The sequence below is a fragment of the Lactimicrobium massiliense genome (genome assembly GCF_900343155.1).
Classification (GTDB): domain Bacteria; phylum Bacillota_I; class Bacilli_A; order Erysipelotrichales; family Erysipelotrichaceae; genus Bulleidia; species Bulleidia massiliensis.
Map to the genome: position 1 here is coordinate 145,700 of NZ_OUNG01000004.1, position 22,492 is coordinate 168,191.

The 22,492-nt window shown below is 44.5% G+C and carries 15 protein-coding genes and 1 pseudogene; 2 read left to right on the forward strand and 14 right to left on the reverse strand.

Features of this window, described 5'->3' with window-relative positions; translation table 11 throughout:
* Positions 1-273: 273 nt before the first annotated feature.
* Positions 274-432: pseudogene (locus tag DHU66_RS12725) on the forward strand (IS66 family transposase); the annotation flags it as partial.
* Positions 415-621 carry a transposase domain-containing protein gene (locus DHU66_RS12590; protein ID WP_135358343.1) on the forward strand — a complete coding sequence of 69 codons (207 nt, stop codon included), beginning with the start codon at positions 415-417 and terminating at the stop codon, positions 619-621. The pseudogene DHU66_RS12725 and the gene DHU66_RS12590, both read left to right, overlap by 18 nt.
* Positions 622-814: 193 nt before the next feature.
* Here DHU66_RS12590 and DHU66_RS08645 read toward each other — a convergent pair whose 3' ends face one another.
* From DHU66_RS08645 to DHU66_RS08710, 14 genes are all read right to left on the reverse strand, one after another.
* The gene (locus tag DHU66_RS08645; RefSeq protein ID WP_342587732.1) at positions 815-4,375 is read right to left on the reverse strand and encodes an InlB B-repeat-containing protein; all 3,561 of its coding nucleotides are present in this window, start codon (positions 4,373-4,375) and stop codon (positions 815-817) included.
* 3 nt (positions 4,376-4,378) lie between these two features.
* Complete coding sequence (locus tag DHU66_RS08650; protein WP_167836339.1) at positions 4,379-9,271, reverse strand: type II secretion system protein; 4,893 nt, start codon at positions 9,269-9,271, stop codon at positions 4,379-4,381.
* A gap of 1 nt (position 9,272) precedes the next feature.
* The gene (locus DHU66_RS08655; RefSeq protein ID WP_108775551.1) at positions 9,273-9,821 is read right to left on the reverse strand and encodes a PulJ/GspJ family protein; all 549 of its coding nucleotides are present in this window, start codon (positions 9,819-9,821) and stop codon (positions 9,273-9,275) included.
* Positions 9,822-9,832: 11 nt separating this feature from the next.
* The gene (locus tag DHU66_RS08660; protein ID WP_108775552.1) at positions 9,833-10,150 is read right to left on the reverse strand and encodes a hypothetical protein; all 318 of its coding nucleotides are present in this window, start codon (positions 10,148-10,150) and stop codon (positions 9,833-9,835) included.
* Positions 10,147-10,899: a hypothetical protein gene (locus tag DHU66_RS08665; RefSeq protein ID WP_108775553.1), complete on the reverse strand. Its 753-nt coding sequence runs from the start codon at positions 10,897-10,899 to the stop codon at positions 10,147-10,149. Before DHU66_RS08665 ends, DHU66_RS08660 begins: the two co-directional genes overlap by 4 nt.
* Positions 10,900-11,046: 147 nt before the next feature.
* Entirely contained in the window at positions 11,047-13,863 is a 2,817-nt protein-coding gene (locus DHU66_RS08670) for a putative bifunctional diguanylate cyclase/phosphodiesterase (RefSeq protein ID WP_135358345.1), read from the reverse strand.
* Between the two features lie 1,063 nt (positions 13,864-14,926).
* On the reverse strand, positions 14,927-16,066 hold the full coding sequence (locus tag DHU66_RS08675) for a YcjF family protein (RefSeq protein WP_108775555.1): 1,140 nt from the start codon (positions 16,064-16,066) through the stop codon (positions 14,927-14,929).
* Entirely contained in the window at positions 16,056-16,277 is a 222-nt protein-coding gene (locus DHU66_RS08680) for a hypothetical protein (protein WP_108775556.1), read from the reverse strand. Before DHU66_RS08680 ends, DHU66_RS08675 begins: the two co-directional genes overlap by 11 nt.
* A gap of 713 nt (positions 16,278-16,990) precedes the next feature.
* A complete protein-coding gene (locus tag DHU66_RS08685; RefSeq protein ID WP_135358346.1) occupies positions 16,991-17,290 on the reverse strand; it encodes a hypothetical protein in 300 nt (99 codons plus the stop codon).
* Positions 17,291-17,459: 169 nt separating this feature from the next.
* Positions 17,460-18,152 (reverse strand): hypothetical protein, encoded by a 693-nt coding sequence (locus tag DHU66_RS08690; RefSeq protein WP_108775558.1) that lies wholly within the window; start codon positions 18,150-18,152, stop codon positions 17,460-17,462.
* A gap of 114 nt (positions 18,153-18,266) precedes the next feature.
* Positions 18,267-18,683, reverse strand: coding sequence for a hypothetical protein (locus DHU66_RS08695; RefSeq protein WP_135358347.1), 417 nt, complete (start codon positions 18,681-18,683; stop codon positions 18,267-18,269).
* Positions 18,684-18,855: 172 nt separating this feature from the next.
* On the reverse strand, positions 18,856-20,238 hold the full coding sequence (locus tag DHU66_RS08700; RefSeq protein WP_108775560.1) for a recombinase family protein: 1,383 nt from the start codon (positions 20,236-20,238) through the stop codon (positions 18,856-18,858).
* Positions 20,189-21,706 (reverse strand): recombinase family protein, encoded by a 1,518-nt coding sequence (locus DHU66_RS08705; RefSeq protein WP_108775561.1) that lies wholly within the window; start codon positions 21,704-21,706, stop codon positions 20,189-20,191. The genes DHU66_RS08700 and DHU66_RS08705 overlap by 50 nt, the downstream gene beginning before the upstream one ends.
* Complete coding sequence (locus tag DHU66_RS08710; RefSeq protein ID WP_108775562.1) at positions 21,684-22,490, reverse strand: hypothetical protein; 807 nt, start codon at positions 22,488-22,490, stop codon at positions 21,684-21,686. Before DHU66_RS08710 ends, DHU66_RS08705 begins: the two co-directional genes overlap by 23 nt.
* Positions 22,491-22,492: the final 2 nt, after the last annotated feature.

Sequence of the window (22,492 nt, forward strand, 5' to 3'; positions counted from 1 at the left end):
AAAATGTTATTCGAGAAGTTACTAACAGTATGTGAAACGATATGTGAAACGATCGCCATAATCTGAAACACCTTGAATAATCATTTTTCTAAGATAATGGATCTTATTCCAGTTCTCGAATAAGATCCATTTAAAGAGAAAATTCTCCACCATCGTGAAAGCAAATGGCAAAGAGCACCAAAAGCCAATTGCCTCAGAAGCGGTAAAGAGAATTCAGAGAATCTACCATGAAGAACATCTGATCCAGGAGCTTCCGCCAGCAGAACATCTGCAAAAGAGACAGGCAAAGGGATTCAATATGCACTGAACCAGGAAAAATATCTGCGCGTATTCCTGGAAGACGCAAATATTCCACTGGATAATAACGCTGCAGAGATTGCCATCCGTCCATTTACAGTAGGACGGAAGAACTGGGTGCTAATTGATACACCAAAAGGAGCAGAGGCAAGCGCAGGCATTTACTCCATCGTCGAAACAGCCAAAGCAAATGGATTGAAACTGTATCCATACTTTACGCATCTGCTGGAAGAAATCCCAAAAATCATTAACGGAGGCAGTACAGAAATACCAGAAAGCCTCATGCCCTGGTCACAGGAAGCCTATCAAAAACCCGGTATGTAAAACCATTCCGATCAACACTGCTTAGTGTACCTGGAAATGGCTTTTTGCATAGGTACTGATTATTATTCGCTTACTTTACAAACAGCTATTGTTCAGTTTCCTGCCGCCCATCATAAAAGAAGCCACTGCAGAGATTTTTCTCTCCACAGCGGCTTCTGTTCATCACTTCGATACTCTGTTTCCGATCATCACATCATTTGATCGTGATGTTCTCCGGCGTTGATGACTGCCAGAGAATATTCCCGTCATTCCAGCTTTCCGTGACATTTCCTTCTTCATCGGTTGTTTCCGTCCGATGCTGAACAAGGATTTCACCAGATACATTGTAATCTCCCGCGGCTGAAGGCACATTTCCCGAAACAGGTTTATCTGTCACCATCGTACCATCCTCATTCACGAGATACGTGACAGCAGTATCCGTCTTCGCTGCATCTGTGTATGTAAAGCGATAGACAATACGATAATCCTTATTCTTCGTATCCTGATACGTCTCATAAGGAGTCTTCTCTGTTTCTGAATCATCATCCTTAGAATCTGTATTCTTGACTGCCTGCAGATACGGCTTAAGGGCTGCCAGAACTTTCTGCTTCGTTTCATCCTTATCACTGATCACGATCTGCAGACTGCCGTCATCCGCTTTCTTAAGTTTCACATCATCCAGATCCAGCGTGTAGGTATACGTGACTACTGCGTCCTTATCTGTATAACGGATTGTCTGATTTCCGCTGTCCGTACGCTTCAGCCCTTCCAGATCCAATGCTTCCTGGCTGCTGTCATTGAAGGTCGGAGCCGGCTGCGGCGATGCATCTGTATTTTCAAACATCGTGATCTGAATCGGCTTTACATCTTTTCCAGCCGCTTCCGCTTTCTTCTTGTCAGCATCGCTCTTTGCTTCATAGACACAATCCGGCAGCGAGAGAACATAACGAACCTTATACTCCCATTCCACCTTGAGACTGCCTGGATTCGAAGTTACCTTGTAGTTGTCCGCAAGATAACCGTCCTTTATCTCATACGTGAATCTATTGACGTTAATACCCGGCTCGGTAATGGTGGAATACGGCTGCAGGAATTTTACCGTTACCGGTGATTCATTCTGCGTTACTGACGTACCATTCACAGATACAGACCAGCTGTTCAGTGAATGCGGCTGACCATCATATGCCCAGGAACCATTTGCAGAAGTAATTTCGACATCTGCCGGGCTGATATTCAGACCATCATCGAACTCATGACTATATACCGTAAGCAGTGAACCACTGCTGTTCAGCAATGTATTTTCACTCAGCGATGTTCCGTTATACAGCAGCACATCCACTTTGACAGTATAAACACCCGCATTCACCGGTGCCTTGCCGGATGTATGGCTGCCATTCGCATCATTCCATACATACTGCACTGTGGATTCCGACGTCTTCGCTAACGTTTGTGTATATGTGTACTTGTAAACGACTGTATTGTCTCCGATGACCGGCATGTGATCCGGCGTGAATGTCACGCCATGTTCACTGCCGTCATATACAGCTGTGGTATCTGACAGCTTTCCGGTCCACTTCGGGTGATACCAGAACGCAGCCGTCTGACCCGAACCATTATCCTTTTCAAGACTCAGCTGTGAAGAAGTTGTTCTTTCAGCGCTTGATTCACCCTTCTTCAGAACAGCAGACGAAGCAAATGTATAACCATCCACTCTCGGTGAGTTCTCCACGGTTTCTTCTTTTTCTGTAGATACGACCGGATTATCCGTAGGGATTTCAACCGAGATCTCCGACTTTGTGCTGTCGTCAATGTCCTGATATATAGCATAAAGCCGCTTCTCATACTGCCAGCTGCCTTTACTCAGATTGTAATACAGCTTGATCGGGTTCTTTTCGGTTCCATCGTATGCTACGCCATTTGCGCCAGACATATATGTATATCCATCTATCTCCGGTGGAACAATGTTGAATTCCGTGCCGATTGTATACTTCTCAGCCGTTGTAAAGGTAGATTCACCATTATAGGTAATCTTATTTCCGTTTTGGTCTACAAGCTGATACGTCAGATTCACTTCACCAGCCGCCATGACCTTTGCCTTGAGATGAATGGTGTAATACCCATCTGTACCGACATCATCTGATCTTAACAGGTCCTTCATGATCTTCCGATCTTTGATGAACTGCCGTTCCTTGCCGTTACTGTCTGTGTAATACCACCGCACCTCATGTCCATCCGGTGCAGAGACTGAAGGGAAATCATTGACACCTGTATCACTGTTATAAAGCTGATCACCAGTTGCCACATCCTTTTCACCAAGCTGATTGCCTGCTTCATCATAGAAATAAATGTGATACTGGGACTTCTTCCATTTCGCAAACAACTGCAGTTTCTGCGTCAGTTTGGAATTCACATCTCCAGTGAACTCCTTTGTGTAGTTCGGATCAAGATACCAGCCGACAAACTCTTCACCATCAACATTATCCGGTTTTGAAATAGACAGTTTTTCTAAATCCTTGGCAATCCGATCATATCCGGTTTCATATTTTTCCTGGAACTGATAAGGCACCTGACTGTCATCATTATTTACAACAGCATTCAATAACGTTATTTGTATATTTTTACGTGTATAGTAAATATTCAATCCATTCTTTACTAGTTCTGTTTGATTTTCTTTGGCTTTGCCTGTTTCAATGTAGCCAAACCAATCTTCAGGATGACTGTAATGATCCAATTCAAAACCATATGGGTATTTATTGGAGAATGTAAATGATGTGTAATATTCGGATTCTGAATCATTTTTAGGTGTCCAGCCATCTCCATCAAGATTCTCTACCCAATGTCTGATATAACTGTTGCCTTTAGACGCAGTGAAACCATAAAGGTTCATTGTATTCTTATTGTTCTTATCTCGATAATTTTCTTCCACATGGAAATAGGTGATAAAAGTCAGCCGAGAACCTGAAGGCTCATAATACCACTTTCTCCGCACCTGCACAGGGTTACGGGATGAATACCAGTCATAATCTGTATTCCATTTATATTTATCCCCAAATTCTTCGCCATACAATCCTTTCCATGAATAATCTGGCTTTGTTTTTGGATAAGTATAGTAACCAGTATGAGTATAGTAATCATAGTAAATAAGATCATGATAGTAGAAATTAATCGTGATCTGATCGCGATCATAGTACAGGTTGACAACATTGTTTCCATCTGCATTAACAGTTAAGGAAATAGCACCATCTGTGATTGCATCACCTGCACCGATAATCACTCCCTTGTAGTGGAAATGATCAAATGATACCTGCGTGCCAAGATTCCTACGCACTGCAGGGTCACTCGTTGTGTAAGTCTCACCAACTTTCTGATCCGTCACTGTATATGAGCCGGCATAGTCATAATCTGATGTGGTGTATTTTGTCTTGGTGAACGGTCTTTGCTGCCAGATCTGAATTGTTACGTCAGCGGTTTTTGATTCTTCCCAAACAGCAGTAACTGTCACATTTTCTGCTGGCATCACGAAAGAACTGCCTGGATCTAATGTTACAGAAACACTGCCATATTCTACCTTCCAGGCATTCAATTTATAACCTGTATTTACCACATCATCAGCATTAGGCAGCGTCACATTTTTACCATATGGAATCAGGCGCGGACTCAGATAAGTACCCTTGCCAGTATTAAAGGTTTCCTGATAACTCTTACGGCTGTAATAAATTTTTACGACAGTCGTGTTATCATCAGGCAGACTTTGCTGTTGGATATTGCCATCCAGCTCCTAGCCATCACCCAGATTTTCTATGATGGTTGCTGCTGTCATACTGCCGGCATTACCTGGTTTTGTTTCAGTCAAAGTGACTTGTGAATAGGGATCATAAGCAAGTTCATCACCATTTTGAAGTAAACCATTCTCTACCTTTGCCTGCTTATAAAGATCAGATGAATTCTTAAATATATGTTCGACATTGTATGTTACCTGCTTTGATATAAAGAGAACATAATACGTAACATCAGCTGCATATCCTGTAATCGTCACTTTATTATCTGCACTATGAAGCGGCTGATCTAGTATCTTATCACCCGTGTCGTCATTGACAGCATAAAGTTTGTCAAGCTGACCATATGGCGCTGTAATTCCCATCAACGAAATTTCCTGGTTAAAACTTTGATAATTATCATTGGTGCGTTCATAGGTGTGAGTATTCAGAGAAGTAATTCTGTTACCAGGAGTACCATTTTTCTCCTCATAGCAGAACAGCACTTTGTAGGTGTAAATGACCTGTTTCTTATATTTTGCAGTATATTTTGACGCTGATGGATTGTAAATCTTATTGTTCTTTACGACGGCCGTATTATTATTATCGATAAACCAGCCTTCAAATGAATATCCATTGAATGACGGATAAGACGGCACATTTACACTCATGTCAGAATCTTTGACAACAGCCGTACTGATGAATTCATTATTTCCGGTTTCCGGGTCCTCATAATAGAAGGAAACTTCAGAAGCATACTTTGCAGTAGCCGTGATATCTGTGATAACGGACGCAAAACTACTTTCTGTTACCGGATTGCCGTTACTGTCAACCCAACCAACAAATGACTTTCCATCCACTTTTTTGGATGATAACTGCGCCGAATATTGTTCGAACTGCGACGCCCAATCGGTCCCGTAGCTTACACTTGTTTCAGCAACTTTTGTCGTCCCGTCGCTGTCAAGAAGAAGAATATGGCAGAGTGTCGGCTTATTAATCGGTATCTGCCAGCCGCCATAATGCGTACTGACATTATCAGCCTGTCTGGTCCATGAAACGTATGGGTATGAGCCCTGCAGTGTGGAATCATATGAGTACGTGAAATAATGCACTTTTGAATCATCTGCTCTCGCAATCGGATTTGAGTCAGAACTGTAATAATTCACACAGCTCATATGGCCTTCTGTTAATGATTGCGTCTGTCCATTGATATATACTGTCTGGTTAGGACCGCCAACTGCAGGCAGTTCTTTCATTGTGGAAACATCTACATTGATTCCTTCAAGATAGTAATTATTTACCACACTGTCATCAAAACCGTAGTTATCGTAATAACCGATTAAAGCACCGGCCGATCCCTGAGGCCCAAGTACCATACCTACTGCATAACTGTTATTAACTGCTTTTTGATTCCCGGTTTTTCCAATCAAACCACCAGCATGACCGTTTCCACTGGTGTAACCCCAATGCGGCAAAATTGACTGATTGTTTCCTGAATAGACAGAACTTGTCGAATAGCAATGCGTGATCGTGCCGCCGGATTGACCGACAAGACCACCGGCATCAGTATAACCTTCTACATTGTAATAGCCTTTTACTTTTGCATTTTCCAGATAACTGCCATTAGTTGTACGCCCACCGCTGAAGCTTCTAGAAATACTGCCGCTGTTAAAGTCTCCGACAAGACCTCCGGCAATGCTACCCTGGACATAAACCGATGCACCGCAGTTCGTCATATCTGTTGACTGCATATAGCCAACCAGACCACCGGCATATTGGCTGTTTCCTATTCTTACAGCAGAATTTTCGCCTACTGCATAGCAGTTTTTCACCGAACCATTTGAATAATACCCTGCCAAGAGACCAGCAGCCTGGACATTATTTTCAGCTTCAATCTGTCCATTTAGAATTGTCAGATCCTGTACGGTGAAATCGTGAATCTTAGAGAATAAGCCTGAGGCATCATCATTCACATGAAAATTAATATCCGATATTGTATGACCGTTGCCTTCGAAAACAACAGCATTATTACTATTATTGAAATTATAGCCATTAATTGATAAGAACTTCTTATTGCTTACAATTTGACTACCTGCATAAACGCCATCAACTGTATCACTTGGATTGATACGAAGGTTATTCACCCGGTCAAAGAAAGAATCTGATGTACTATTCCAGGCAATATCAGATGTCAAATTGATTTTTGAAATATTTGCATCTGTCCACTTATTATTACTTACACTAGGATCCAGATTCTGCAGATGACGGCCGCAGCTGACTACTATCGTGTCAGCTGTTGTCTGATCTCCGTAAAGGCTATTTGTCACAACTGGATCTGAAATGACAGTACCGTTTTCAACCACACGGGCAGTCACATCATAACCCGGTGCTATTCCAAGCACATTTGAAAGTACATTAGCAAAACTGCCAAGGTTACCATTTTTATAATAAGTTATGTCATCTAGATTAATCGTGAAGGTTGTCTGATTTCCTTCTGGTTTAATCTTGCAAAGATTAGAGCGCCAGTCATCAGGAGTCTTTGTATTCCAGGTTTTCAAATTAGCATAATTGTAATAGTTATTTATGCTGTAGATTTTCCCATTCTTAAAAGTAAAGGTCAGTGCAGGGGTCTGTGAAAGATCCGACATTCCATACACGCCCATTCTCTGTGTATTTCCATATTGATCTTTATAAGTGTTTCCATAAAAGAACTGCACTTCTATTTCATCATCCGCAGAAACATCTGGAACAGTAGTAATAAACTGCAGAATCTCCTTGTTATTAAATGAAGTTTCTGCCTTAGATTGTGTTTCCGCCGTCCAGTCACCCACATGAGCGCTCAAAAACCATGTAGCATTATCAAGATTCGAACCAGCTAATTCGGAAATAGTCGAATAAGGATATGTAACTGCAGATTCCGTTCCGAGTAAGGTTTCATCATTGACATACTTTGTCTTGGTGCCGGCATTTCCTGTGAAATCCGATGGTTCTTTCACTGCTTTGCCATTCAGGGATGTCACAGCATAACTGCCATCACCGATAAAGTTGCTGTTGTTTCCAACGAAGGCAGCACTATTGGCTTCGGTTCCACTATGAACAGAAGCCGTTGTATAGCTGCTGCTGATTTTCTGAATGTGATTAACAGAACCAGCCAGACCGCCGGCATAACCATTTCCGGCTATGATGTTATATCTTTGATTTCCATTTTCATCGGAAATATCAGTTCTATCAATATACTTTGACTGGTACGTGTGTCCGGATGCATAGCTCTTATCAACAGTCAGATTTGATGCATAACCGGCCAGGCCGCCGGCATTCCCACTGCCCTTCACATAAATCGATGCAGCACTGTTGTTGATTGTCACATTGCCGGAACCACGGCCGATCAGACCGCCGGCATCGCCGCCTGTGGACTGAATGGAAAGATCCGCAGATTTGCTCCAGACAAGTACATTATCGGTTTCGAAGGTTGCTCCGTCTGATGCCTGACCAAGCAGAGCTCCGGCATGCCCATCAGCCTTGACGTTGATATCCATGACTTCAAGGCCTGTTACTTTCAGCGCTGAAGTACTGCCTGTGAGCGTGCCGAAAACACCGCCATCCTTGTCGGTTTCTGTGACAGTACCGCTTAAAAGATGCTGACGGGCAGTCTTTGAATTATCAGAATCGGTGTATGTATAACTGCCGTCGTAAATGAGACTCTGTTTTAAGTTTACAGGTTCATATTTTACATTATCCGTTTTGATGCCGACGCGGTTTTCCAGATTCACAATATAGTTAGAGAAAGTGATGTCGGAAACCTGTGATGCTGACGTGACTTTCACGTAATCATTGAATTTTCCAAGATTTTCCAGGTGGCGGATGCTGCTGATGATTGCTTTTCCATTGTTCAGACTGCCGAACAGAGAATTGGTATGCACAGGATCCGAAAACTTTGAAACATTGGTATAAGTATTGTTCGTGCTCTTCACAATTCTGGCAGTAACCGTGATGTTTTCACCGGCATACAGCTTATCAAACTGCTTTGCAAACTGCAGTGAGTCGCCGCCGGTTTTATCCTGAAAGGCATCCAGAGTATAGACATAGGAATCGTCTTTCTTCGTAAGATCGCTCAGTTGCAGATTTTTAACTTCTGTCTTCTGTGAGTCAGTGCCATAAACTCTGAGCTGCAGATAGTAACCGGGTTTTACCTGTTCCTTATTCAGCGAAATCAGAGCATCCAGCGTATCTCCGTTATCAACGTACAGAATCGGGGCATCGCTTACCTTTGCAGAGGCACCGGTATCCTCACCGCCATAGAAGCCAATGGTATGCTTCGCACTTCCATCCGGGAAATGACGGCGGATCGTCTTTGCCCCTTCACTGCTGATATTGCCATTATCAGAAGCCATGGCTTTATGAAGCGCATCTGCCTTATCGCTGAGATCCGTTATTGAGAAAAGATATCCATAGCTTTTATTGGCATATGAAAAGAAGACGCCCAATACCGTAGCGGAATCGTAATCATAGGTGATGATGTAGCTGCCGCTGCTGCGCAGAGTTTCATCAACAGAGCCATATGGCAGGACGGCATCCAGGATTGCTGGTTTCTTCTGATCAGGAGAGACCACAATATCGTAGACATGATCACCGCTGGATGCCTGATAATTTGTTCCTGTATACAGATTATCTTCCGTACCAAGCTGCGACGTATTATAAACATTCAGAGCACCTGTTGAAGAGGCAGAGCTGAGATGGTACTGCGCCGCAAGATAGATCTCATGTGCCGCCTGATCCGCATCCTTCAGACGCAGATTCCATACATACGGAACAACATTCACAATCGTAACGGCTACCAGTATGGTGACAATCGCCACGGTTATCAACATTTCACCTAATGTGAATCCTTTATTACCTGTATATCTCTTTTTATTCATATCATTCACCTGCCCCGGCGTCATTCAGATTCCGTATTTTCACGCTGTCAACCTGATACAGAATCTGTCCGGCAGTATTTTCAGCTTTCAGATTTTTGATTGTAAATATATGCGTTTTCTGGTCATAGGTCAGTGAGTCATAGGTGACATACATTCTGCCATTGCCCATCGCCTCAGGAATAAACGTTTCTTTTACCGCGTTGTTCAGATCTTTCGCATCTTCACTTCTCTGGATTCCGAATGGAAGAGAGTCACTGGTGCCCGGAACGAATCTCGAGGCATAGCCGGAATTTTCATCCACAAACCACTTCACATTTCCGCTGCTGTCTGTATCCACCTGCTCTGCGAATTCCAGTTCATCCTGCATGCGGATTTCAAGCGTGGATACATAAATTTCCGCATTTGCCTTATCTGTGATCTTCTGCCAGGAGCGCATAAAGGCCACCAGTCCGCCGATAATCATCAGACCCGCCAAGGACATGATTAAAACGGCGGCCAGTGTCTCGCCTAATGTGAATCCTTCCGTTTTTCCAGTCTTGCTTCTGATCATTTTCCCTCGTCTTATTTGCTGTATACCGATATGATCGCGTCATCGGTTGTATTCGAATATACGGTAACAGGAATGTTATCGCTGTAAGCGGTCAGGGACGCACCGCTGTTGTTCGCTGTGATGGAGGCAGATGCTGAAGTGCTTTCTCCGCCTTCTGCCAGTGCATTCATCTGTTCGTAGTAAGCCTTCATCTTTGCATCTGATCTTGTCATCGTGCGGTTGGCTGCGCCGACGGCGCCGGCGGCCATCAGTCCGGCAAGTGCTGCAATCAGCACGGCTGCCAGAGCTTCCGTAACGCTTTCTCCACGTCTGCTTTTCAGTTTTTTCATGGTCTGCTCACACTCGCTTCCGCAAACGATACAATCGTTGTCTTCACTGCCGTCTGTCCGGCATCCGGATTTCCCTGTTCTTTCGCAGTATATTCAAAACCGGTCGAAATATCCGGCACACAGTTCACATCGCATTCTGTCTGATTCTTTTTCACTTTGAATGTGACAGACATATCTGTACCAAGTGTAAATTTGGCATCTGCTTTGAGATTGTCATTGTTCCCAACGGTGATCTGAAGGTTCTTTGTCTGTTTCTGCAATGTCTCTTTACCGGCGGTCAGAGCCAGTCTTCCATTATTGAATGAATTGGTGTTATTTTCGAATGTATTCAGATAACTGCTGTAGAGGCTCTGAATTGACTCTTTCAGTACAGAGGAGGATGCATCTGTGATTTCTTTCGTTTTCGTTGGTGCAAAATCACGCAGGCTGGTTTTTCCTTCGATATCCGAAGTATCGTTCGATTCATAATATGCTGTATTCACTGATGTGACAGTACCGGCTTTATCAATATTGGCCGTTTCCACAATGATCACAGCGTCATTCTGCAGCTGATCCGCAATCAGACGGGCGCCGGACATCACGGCAGAATCATCCTGCCTGGTTTCCGTCAGGGTTTCCGTCAGGGCGGCGATCCGGCCGGTCGAAGCTGTCGCTGCGGCAATGATCATGGACGCAAGTACCGCACAGACAAGGAAATACAGCAGGGCAACACTCAGCGACACGCCGTGGTTTGAATTCAGTTTTTTCATCACTGTGTTTTTCATACGCTTAAAAGAGGTATCGGCATAAATACCCGTTATTATTGTACTCCGAATCAAATTGTTTTCTATTTTATGCGCTTTTTCACACAGAAAAACGGAGCTTCTGCTCAGAGAAAACTCCGCTGTATATATCAATCAGGACTCTGCCACCGCTGTCTTCAGCTGCACCTGCTTTACCAGATCCTCAAAGGCACTCTCATTGGCGGTCGGTTCGATACTCTTGATGCAGGAAAGCACCCGCTTTTCCTCAGATCCCGGCACAAGCAGAAGATTGAACTCCTTCCACTGATAGACATACCGGCCATTATGATCCGGAAGTAATACCCGGAAGAAGGACCGCAGGATGCCCTCCGGTGAGTTCTGCAGACGTTGTAACATCGTATCGGGATCTACGAACTGCCGGTATCTCTCCTGGTCTTCCGCATAGATCAGATGGGTCTGGAAATACTTCAGCCCCTTCCGTAACTGGGTATCCCGGCCATAGCCCTTCTGGATGCCGAAGTTATTGACCAGGCTCTCGGCGATATTGCGCTGTGGATTGAGAACATGTACATCATCGAACAGCAATGTGATATCCGCGATGGAGCGGTCCACCATCCTGCCGGCCTGCTGGATCCGGTCTGCGGTCACATTCGTCATCGAAGCCAGGAGAATATTCTTATCATCCCTGGAAGCGATCACCTTCACCGATACCCGCAATACATTGAAATTATCCACGACATAGGTCGTCATCCGCTCGCCTCTGTTCACCGCCTGCAGATAACAGGTATGAAGCCGGGCATGGAGAGGATTGTTCTGATCATTCAGAACGCCGGCTGATTCTTCTTCACTCTTGCGGCCCAGTTCCTGTAACTGTTCCTTTTCCTTCTGGTTGATGAAGAGATACCTCGCCCGATCCTGCTTCACATCATATTCCATGACTGCCCGCGGCACGTCGCCGTTGATGACGCAGGCATCTGCCTTATCATAGAAGTTCTTCCAGGCAATTGTTTCCAACGGGGTTTCCATCCGGGTCATGTACTGCTCCATTTCTTCTTCCGGTAATGGCCTGGAATAGTAGTATCCCTGCATCAGATCACAGCCGATCTCCTTGAGGAAGCGGACATGTTCCGGTGTTTCCACGCCTTCCGCCAGGGTCCAGATGCCCAGACGCTTGGCCATATCCACGGCGCTCTTCATGATCTCCTTGGAAGCCTTGGAGAAAGAGCGCAGGAAGCCCATATCCAGTTTGATCACATCCAGTGTGTAGTCATTCAGGAAAATCAGCGAGGAATAGCCGCTGCCGAAGTCATCCATCCACACTTCAAAGCCGGCTTCCCGCAGATGCTTGACCACTGCGGTCATCTTTTCCTTGTTCTGGACAAACACGCTCTCGGTGATCTCCAGGGCAATTAGCTTCCGGTCAATGCCGAAGTAATCGGCTTCATCTTCCACAAAGGCGGCCATATCCCGCTTATCAAAATCCTGACGGGAGAAGTTCACGGAAACCGGCTGCAACGGCAGACCGGCCTCCTGACGCTGCTTCTGAATCTCGCATACGCGCCGGTAGATATAGCAGTCTACCTGATAGATCAGGCCTGCTTTCTCCAGTACCGGCACAAACACGGAAGGCATGATCGTGCCATAGACCGGATCCTCCCAGCGGGCCAGTGCTTCCGCCCCGGCCAGACGGTCCGTGATTGTGCGGGCCACCGGCTGGAGGTACGGTACGATCCAGCCTTTCTCCAATGCATCAGAGAGATGATTGATGATATACGTGCGCATCTCTTCACTGCTCAACGCCGCCTGGGCCGCATTCTCACTCTTCTTCGCTTCTCCGAACTTCAACGGCAGGCCTTTACTGGAAGGCGCCTGGAAGCGCGTCATCACCTTACTGATACTGCTGACAGGCGATTTCTTCTGCGTATCATAATAGGCCTGTTTCTGTACGTAGAGCTTATGATCCGCTTCCGCAATCAGCTCCTCTGCCTGCATGTTTTCCCGGTCGGCCATGGCATAACCGGTGCTGACTGTGAAGCGGAAGGAAAGAGCCGAAGCCTCCAGCACTTCGGAAAGCAGTTCCGAAAAGCGTTCCATCACCACATGCGGCTTTGCCTCATGACTGCTGAGGCCGAACATGAATTCATCGCCGCCATACCGGGAAAGGAAGCTTGTATGATAATCTGAGGCCAGTTTCCGCAGCGCATCTGCCGTCAGTAACAGCGCTTCATCTCCGAGGATATGGCCATAGGTATCGTTGATCTTCTTGAAGCAGTTGATATCCGCCATGAACAGATAGAATGGCTCCTTCTGTGCATTGGCTAACCGGTTGCGGACAATGGCCATGCCCCGGCCATGATTGTTTAGCTTCGTCAGGGCATCCGTATCAATCTGCTGACTCTGCAGGCTGGAAAAGATCAGAAACATGCCTAACGTAAAGAACAACATCGAAAACGGCGCCCGGCTGAGCGTTACCTGCAGAATGCCGCCGGCAACCAGCAGGGTGGAAAACAACACATACAGATGGACATCCCGCTTGTTTAACTGCTTCTGCCGGCGGTTCACCCACATCAGACGGATCAGATAGCCATAGTACACAAAGCAGCAGAGACAATGCACCGGATACAGATCACCCCGCACATACTGCCCTGCCCCATCCAGATAAAACACCCGATGATTCCAAAGCGAGGAGATGCCCAGCCCTGTCAGAATCACAATTGGCAGCACCCGCAGGAAATCCGTTCCCGCCGAGCGCTTCTCCAGTATTTTTCTTGGCGTCACCTTGATATCCACGAACATATACCAGAAACAGACGATATATCCCGTGCAGACCAGATCCCCGAGACAGGAGAGATATAACAAAGCGCGCGGCATTTCCGGCACCAGCACATGGGCCAGCATCCAGATGCACTCCGAGACAACCTGAATACTGCTGACCGCACAAAGGCGCCGGAACAGCCGTACTTCATCCACCGCCCCGACATTCCGGTACCAGAATCATCCAGTGCGACAGTCCAGCTTGTATATGTGGTAGTATCAACACCCTCTGGTACATTTGTGGCCCAATCTGCGATATTTGTATCAGTAATCGTTGTTTCTGGTGCTTTTGTAGCACCAACAAATTTGCCGTCAGATGTAGTATAAGTGCCACCTCTATATGTGTCATCTGTTAAATAATCAGCTGTAGCAGCGGCATACGCAGCTCTAGCATTTGCCTGATTAGTAGCAATTCTTGCTTTCTTTAATTGAGCTGTGAAAATCAGAATTGAGATCGCTACTAATACGCCCAATGCCGACCTTCACCTCTGGGATACTGTGGACAAGGGAAACCAATGCATCACACCTTTTCACGTTAATGGGTATTTGAAATCACACCTTTTCATAAAAGTGTGTGCGCGGATTTTGAAATCGTGGAACACATTATGGCGAAAGTCGAGCAGAATCAGAGCAGGCATGAAGTTCCGGCTGGAGTGAACATTTTCATAAAAATGAAGGAAGGCATAAATAAAGCTCATCCTCCGATTAAGGAAGATGAGCTTACTTATTTTTATTAATTGCTTATTACTTTACTTCGATTGTTGTCTGGCCAGCATCATTTACTGTAATTGTAGCTGTGCCAGTTGTCTTTTTAAGGCTCTTAACCTCAACATTTCCAATCTTTGCATCAGCATTTGTACCAGTCCAACCATCAGTCTTCTGAGTTAATGTAACTTCTTCGGAAGCAGATTTGCCATCATCGGCGATTGTAACGTTATTAGAAGACTTCTCACCTGTCAGAACAGATGAAGAGCATTCAGCATATGCGCTTCTGATATTAGCCAGGTCTGTAGCTTCTCTAGCCTTCTCAAGCTGTGCTGTGAAGATCGGAATCGAAATTGCTACCAGTACGGCCCGTGCTGTGTGAGTTGCAATGCTAACTGTGTTAGTTGGTTGCTGTGAGCGGCTTGGCCACTGACATAGTGTGAGATCTTTTCACAAAAGTCGATAACCTGTTGGCAAAAGTGCATTTTCGCGAAAACATTCAAAAAGCTCCATACTATGAGCGTTTTGTCTTTAGCTGTGTTCTAAACAGACTTTTCATTGTTTCTTGAACTTCTTTTGATTGAAGGTCTTCTTTCTTAATTTCGCCATTAAAAACCATTTTCATGATTTCAATGTATGCAGCTCCAAGAGCTGTAGTTAAGAGACCAGCTGTGGTTCCAGAAATCAAGCCGCCAGCAACACTTCCAACCCCAGGGATTAGCTTCAGCAAATTAGAAACAATTGTTTTTCCAAGTACAGTTGCACCTGCGCTGCCTATTGTTGCTGAGACAAATGATGTTAAGAAACTCTTACTTACGTCCATTCCGAAAACGACTGTTATTCCGGCGATCATTCCTACTTGAGTCGGAACCAGCATCGCCGCGTCTGAAAAAGGGACCGGCACAAAACCTTCTCCAAAAGATCCCGCCACCGTAGCAGCTACAATAGCTTGAGATTGCCTAACTTTTGCATCTAAAGATGCCTTCTGAACATTTTGCAAAGTGTTTTGCAATTCGTCTGGAAGCACTTCACCCATAATATCAATCAAGGTATCTAGTCCATAAGAATGGGCAACATACTCCCCATCAAAATCCATGTCCTGAGCAAGTAATGGTACGACTTTGACGATATCAAGATTTTCCTTTTCAATCTTAGCTTTCATTTCTGCGGCTTTGCTCTTTGGAACTGCCTGAGTTAAGACAACAATAATTGGGACTCTTGTATCTTTATTTTCCTTTGTAAACTCATGAAGCCATTCGAGTTCAGAACTGTCAAATGTTCTATTTCCTCCGACATTTACACAATACCAAATACAATGTATTGCATCGTTTACATCCTTGGAGGCGTATCCTTTCCGAATGATATCAAGGACTTGATCTTTAACCTTTTTCTGTTGACCAGAAGATAACTCAAAACCAGGTGTATCATAGATAGCCAATGGGTAATCCTTTTTTACAATTTTTCGGATTTCCGATGTTACTGGTCTCCCCAATCCAGCCTGAGCAAAGTTTCCTCTAAACAAGCTATTAATAAGGGTGCTCTTGCCAACGCCAGATTTACCAATAACGATAATGTTTAATGTTTTTAAATTCTTGATTTTTTCATTAATGACATCTATGCATTGTTGTGCCATTTGATCGGTATCAATTTTCATTGTCAGCACCCTTTTCAGAATCTTTCTTTTCTACTTCAGGTCCCCAATCATCTTCATCATGAGCTGCATTTTTACGCTTTGTCATTAACTTATTAATCTTGCCAGATACCGTAGGTAAAACCTTAGGAATTACTACTGCTGTCGCTGCACATAAAGCAACGCTACCAATTACATAGCCTACAACCTTAGATTTTTTCTTTTCTTCACTCATTTCAACCCTCCTCTTGATGAAATTTATCTATTTGATTTCATAGCAATTTTATTATCTTGAATGCAGACAAAGAGCGCATCACATAATGTGTTAGCGCCCGCGTCATCCAATATGATGAAGCAGTTAGGTGCTTTCATTACTTTTAAATATAACAGACTATAACTGTTAATACTATAAATACATTTCCTATTATGAACCGTTTCTCAATTGCCAAACTTAATGCAACTGTTCTATTGCGTTAAGTTTGGCAATTGAGAAGAACTATATACGGCATCAGCAGATTCTTTACAAGAAGGCTCAAAATAAGTAATATATAGGTACAAAGACAAAGGCATCAGCGGTGGTAAATTTCGTTGCAACCACGCGCCCATCGGGCTAAAAGAGATGCAGGAGCGGCGACGCCTGCCTGATACTTTTGATCAATGAGGGTCAGCAGAAATGCTGACTCTTTTCATTAGCTAAAACAAATATAATTCTCACGATAGAATACAAAATCGTTTCATTTGTGTCGGTTAATAGATGAAGGAAAATGATGACAAAACAGGAGTGTCTGCTCAGCGAACATGAATGATTCATAAACCGTAAAGATTTGGATGCAGATTGTAACAACCGGAAGAAAAAGATGAACTGGTGGAACCTGTAGCAAAGATATGATGGCATAGAAAAAGCCCATCCTCAGGGTACAGAAGATGAGCTTATTAACAACAATTTTATTACTGCTTCTGGCAGAGAATGTCGATTGTTGCCCCACTTTCAGTAGCAGTAATAGTAACTGTCTGTCCTGCTGTAGGCTGCTTTGCATCATCTGTAGATTTAAGGTTTTCAGGCATTTTTACAACTGACTGCCATCCATTCTTCTGCTGTGTTAAAGTAACTGTCTTTGATGTACCTTCTTCATCTGTTAACTGAGCAGTTACAACTTCTGCATATGCTGCACGGATATTTGCCATATCTGTAGCTTCTCTAGCCTTCTCTAACTGGTTTGTGAAAATCGGAATAGAAATTGCTACCAATACGGCCGATGGTGTGTTGCTCTAACTGAAAACTGTGTGCGGTAATGACTGTGCGCGGCTTAACCAAAAAGTGTGTGAAACACCTTTGCGCAAAAAGGAATAACCTGTTGGCAAAAGTGCATTTTCGCGAAAAAGTTTAATCGTTGCCCATCACCCATGCATGTGCGGCTTAATAAGAAGAATCAGATATCAAATAAACATTGTCTTTGTCCATGCATATTTCAGAAGTATGATCATAGATTCGTATCATGGTGTTTAAACCATTTGTAAAGATACTGGTTTTCGGATCACTCATTTTTGCAAAGGTATGTATTGTTTTGTTTTCGATTCCTCTGGCATCCTTTTTTATCTTATGCCCACTATCCTGCAGAAATTCATCAACCGGTCCATCTTTAACTAACGGAATGCTGCCGATAAATTTTCCAACTGAATTGCTGGCATTGCCGACATTCTTCAGGAAGTTAGTCTCTACAGATTTCTTTGTCATTCTTTCCAGATGTTCAGATCCCTTTGCATATAACTCTCTATACTGATATGCATATTTACCAAGTTCTCTTTTTCTTTCTGTTAGGTTCTCCTCGCTGAAGTTACCACTGAGCATAACCTCAAGTGTTGATGCAAGAGAATATGCGTATAAGGACAGGCGATAGTATTTGAATTCCTTTATAAAATCATTCAGTTTCTGACTTACCATAGCCTGCCCGACAATGAGCTGTTTTTCATTCAAAAGCTTCTTTACCTTCTCAGAATAAAAGTTCATGTTCTTCAAGGCCTTGTTTTGAATATCGATGGTTTCCTTATGATTGCTGTTGCGGAATTGAGGGTTATTCCAATTTGTTTTATAACGCTCAATCATATTCATTAATGTTTCAACATCTGCTTTAATCTCAGAGTGTTTTTCTACATTCAAAAAATCAAGAATTTCTTTCGTGGTTTCTGAAATATCATCCAGCTTCTTGTCTATGGCAATTAAAGCTCAAGCCATCATAAGTGTAGCCGGATTAATCGGAGCAACAGTGGTCACTTTAGCAGTAAGAGGATCAGCGGCTGCCAGCTTGGCCATCTTTGATTTGCCTTCAGCTGTTTTCAATGCTCCCCACGCATTACCATCTTTAGCAATTTTCAGAACATCTCCTTCAGCAGCATTTGCAATCCGATAAAGGCCATCAGCATTTACTGTGGATGTCTGGGATATTGTTCTGACACTTGGCAAAATAGATGTGATGCCCGCACCTAAAGAATCAAGTTCTGCAATCGGCACTTTTACAGTTCGATCAGACGGTAAATGTTCCTGCGCATCCTGCAGCAATTCATAGGTGATGTCTGAAACATTATTTATTCCGCTATTAGCCAAATCGCGTGATGAATTTGGTTTATCTATTTCATTACTCATTACATACCACCCCACTCATATGAATCGAGATACTTATTATCGAAGCAAAACAGTTCTTAGATCATTCTAGCATTCGATTAAATATATAGATATAGCTATTATCATCTGTTCCCCAGGGAACAGGTCAATAGGACAACAAAAAGACCTGCACCATTTTACTGATGCAGGTTTCTTATAAGCAGATGTTTTTCAGCTCTCCATCCAGAAACTTGATGGTGAATGTTTTCGGATCCTTTACGATGACCTCTTTCAGGACCATTCTGGTCAACTCTGGAATCTCAAATTCCAATTCTCCCTGTTCCGTTAGCTCTTTCATTTGATGGCCACGGATTCGGTCAAGTGCATTGTCGCTGGCTTCCAGCTTATCCCATCTGCTCATGTTCTTTTCTCTATGCTGAACGATGTCATTCCATGCAATTGTAAACGCGTGCCTCAGATCTGATTCCTTCACGTTCCCCATCGAGCATGTCTTCCCACTTTGCTTTTCAGCACTGACGCATTTCCAGAACGGTTCTTTGATTCCCTTGTAATCCTTCCTTGCAAACCGTCCGCCACAATCACCGCAGAACACCTTTGCAAAGAAGCCAGTCTTGGTCAGTGAGCTGATTTCCTTAAGGCCATAGCTCTTTCTAAAGTTGTACCGCCGTTCCAGCTCATACTGCGCCGCCTCCCATTCTTCTTCAGTAACAATGGCTTTGTGTGCCTGCTTGATGTAGTACTGGTCCAATGCTCCATCATTCTCGACTCGCATCTTGGTGAGGAAGTCCTTCGTGTAATACTTCTGCATCAGGAGATCTCCCTTGTATTTCTCATTCTGCAGCATTCGTTTGATTGTGATCGATGTCCAGCAGGCTTTTCCCGTCACACCTGGAATCTCTTCATCATTCAAGTGGCGGGCAATCTCGGCCAAGTTCCACCCTTCTAGAAATTCTCGGTAGATCCGTTTCACTACCGCTGCCTGCTCTTCATTGATGATGAGGTTTCCATCCTTATCCTTGTCGTACCCCATGAAGTGATTTGTGTTAATCTGCGGAATACCCTGTTTGAATCTTGACCGGATGCCCCATGCTGTATTCTCACTGATGTTCCGGCTCTCTTCCTGAGCAAGGCTGGAAAGAATCGTAAAGAGCAGTTCTCCGGAAGCAGCCATTGTGTCTATGTTCTCCTTCTCGAAAAAAATCGGAATGCCACGGTCTCTCAGTTCTCTGGAGAAGCGAAGGCAATCCGCTGTATTTCGAGCAAACCGGCTGATGGATTTTGTGATGACCCGATCCACCTTTCCATCTCGGCAGGCTTTGATCATTGCATTGAACCCAGCACGCTTTCTGGTTCCAGTGCCTGAGATACCTTCGTCCGCAAAGATGCCAGCCATCTCCCAGTCAGGATTTCGATTGATGAGCTCCGTATAGTATTCCACCTGGTTCTTAAAGGAACCGACCTGCTCCTCATGCTCAGTAGAAACTCTGCAGTAAGCCGCCACCCGGATTTTCTTCTTCTCCGTAGCTTTACTTTTTTGTATCTGGCTTGCTGGAATAACCGTAATATTCTTTGCCATTGATGATCTCCTTTCCGATGTAAACGATCTGTGGATCATGTCTTAAGGACTGCAGCTTATCGTCCGGCACCCGGATGCCTTTGCAGGCGGTTTTTCCGTTCCGACTGAAGTTGTCGCAAATCCACCAGACTCTCCCATTGTTGGCGATGATTCTTCTCAGCCTGCTGCCGCAGTATTTGCAGAAGATCCGGTCTTTGTATGGATAATTCTCTATGGTCAGTGCAGGCGCATTGCTATGATGCCGTTTCTTGGTATGGTGTTTCTTCCATTCATTTTCCGACTCATGATCGAATCCTACTACTCTGCCTCGGTCGATCTTGGCAGCAACATAAGTATTCTCATCAATCTCTCCCCAGGTCCGAACCTCTTCATCAGGAACCGAGATGCTTGGGCAGAACTTATTCGTGAATCGCAGCTTTCCTTGGCAGGCCCATTTGTATTTGCCGCCCATGTAAACCCGCTGCAGGGGATAACCGCACTTAGCACAGAAGAGCTTGTGCCGGTAAGGGTAGTTTTCATTATTGAGATCTGTCTGCTTTTCTTTGTCTGGCTTCTTTCTCTTCCGGACATTGAGAGCCTTCTGAGCATCTGCCCACAACTCATTGGTAACTATCGGCAGATGATTTTCCTTGTAGTAAATCTTATCCAGCTGGCCGGTGTTGAGGCGCTCCTTCCGATGCTCGTCAACGTAATGCTTCTGCTGAACAAAGTCACCTTTGTATTCCTCATTTGAAAGAATCCGCTGAACTGTTCTCCGGTAGAAGATGGCTCCGTTTTGTGTCTTCACGCCTTCCTTATTTAAATAGTTTGTGATCTGGCCGACTGTGAATCCATCTGCAGCCATCTCGAAAATCTCCATCACCCATTTGGCATTTGCATCCGGCACAATCTCTCCAGCATCGTTCCGGCAGTAACCGAATACCCTGCTCAATTGAGCTGTCGGTATCCTTTTCTCTTTCTTCCGGCGGATGGTCATTTGCGTACTGACTCTGTTGGCTTCACTTTCAGCCTGACCAAAGGCCGCGTAGAGCGTCATCAGAAGCTCTCCTCCTTCACCCAGCGTATTGATGCGCTGCAGTTCGAAGTAAACACCGATGCCATGATCCTTTAATTCTCTGGTAGCCTTGAGAACCGTACCAGTATTCCGTGCAAACCTGGTGATGGATTTCGTGATGAGAAGTTCAAACTTTCTTTTCCGACTGTCTGCCATCATCTTCTGGAATCCTGGCCGGTTTTCCTTAAAGCCGGAGATTCCAAAGTCGTAATAGATCTTGGTCAGTTCATAGCGCGGATCCTTTCCAACCACATCCTTGTAATGATCAATCTGGTTTTCCAGTGAATCCTCCTGTCCTTCGCTCTTGGTAGAAACCCTGCAATACACAGCGGCCTTGATCTTTGTGCCTTCCGGCTTCTGAAACTTTGGAATGACAATGACATCAGCCTGATCAGAGGATCGTAAAGTCGTCATGATCTTTGTCCTCCTTTACCTTCTTGGCTCTAGCTTTCTTTCGTTTCTCGATAGCTTTCTGTTTCTGCTCTTCGGTCCGGTAAGCCGCATCCCCATCCAGCCTTTCCAGAAGGATGTTTCTGGTCTTCTGATACTTCCGGCCATTTAAGCCCAGCGAGATCATCCAGATCCGGAAGAAATATTTCTCGTTCTCAGATTCCTTAGCAGATGGTTTTGCCCAGCGCTGTTTCTCGGAAGTACGAACAATTGCTGACAGAAGATCTTCCATTGCTTGCTGCTCGTCCTTTGACACATCCTCCGGGCACCCGGTGAACACCACTTTGTCATCGTAGAAACGGATGCCTTTCATTCTTGTTTCTGCGCTGCAGTAAAGCAGCGACTCTCTGAATTCTTGTAAGGATTGAGGATTGCGATCCTGCATCTCCTTAAGAAATGAATCATTAATATGGAAGGCTCTGTTCTTACCGATTGCCTTACTGATGATGTCCTGTCTGGCATGAACCATATTGAGAAGATTCATTCTTGCCGTGACTGTTTCTGTTTCAAACGGAACGCTGATACCGGATTCTTCTTCATCATCTGCAAACCCGCTCTTCCTCAGCTTATCCAGAAGACTGTTTCCATCATCCGGATCGGTTTCAATATTGGCATTTCTGAGCACTGTATATGGCCCTACGATGTACTGGAAGGTTGGCGCTCCCATGTACTTCGGCCTTTGTCCTGTTTCCTTCTGCAGGAAGGAAATCAGTGCGTTTCTGTCTGTGGTTCTTGTTGTAATCTGCATGC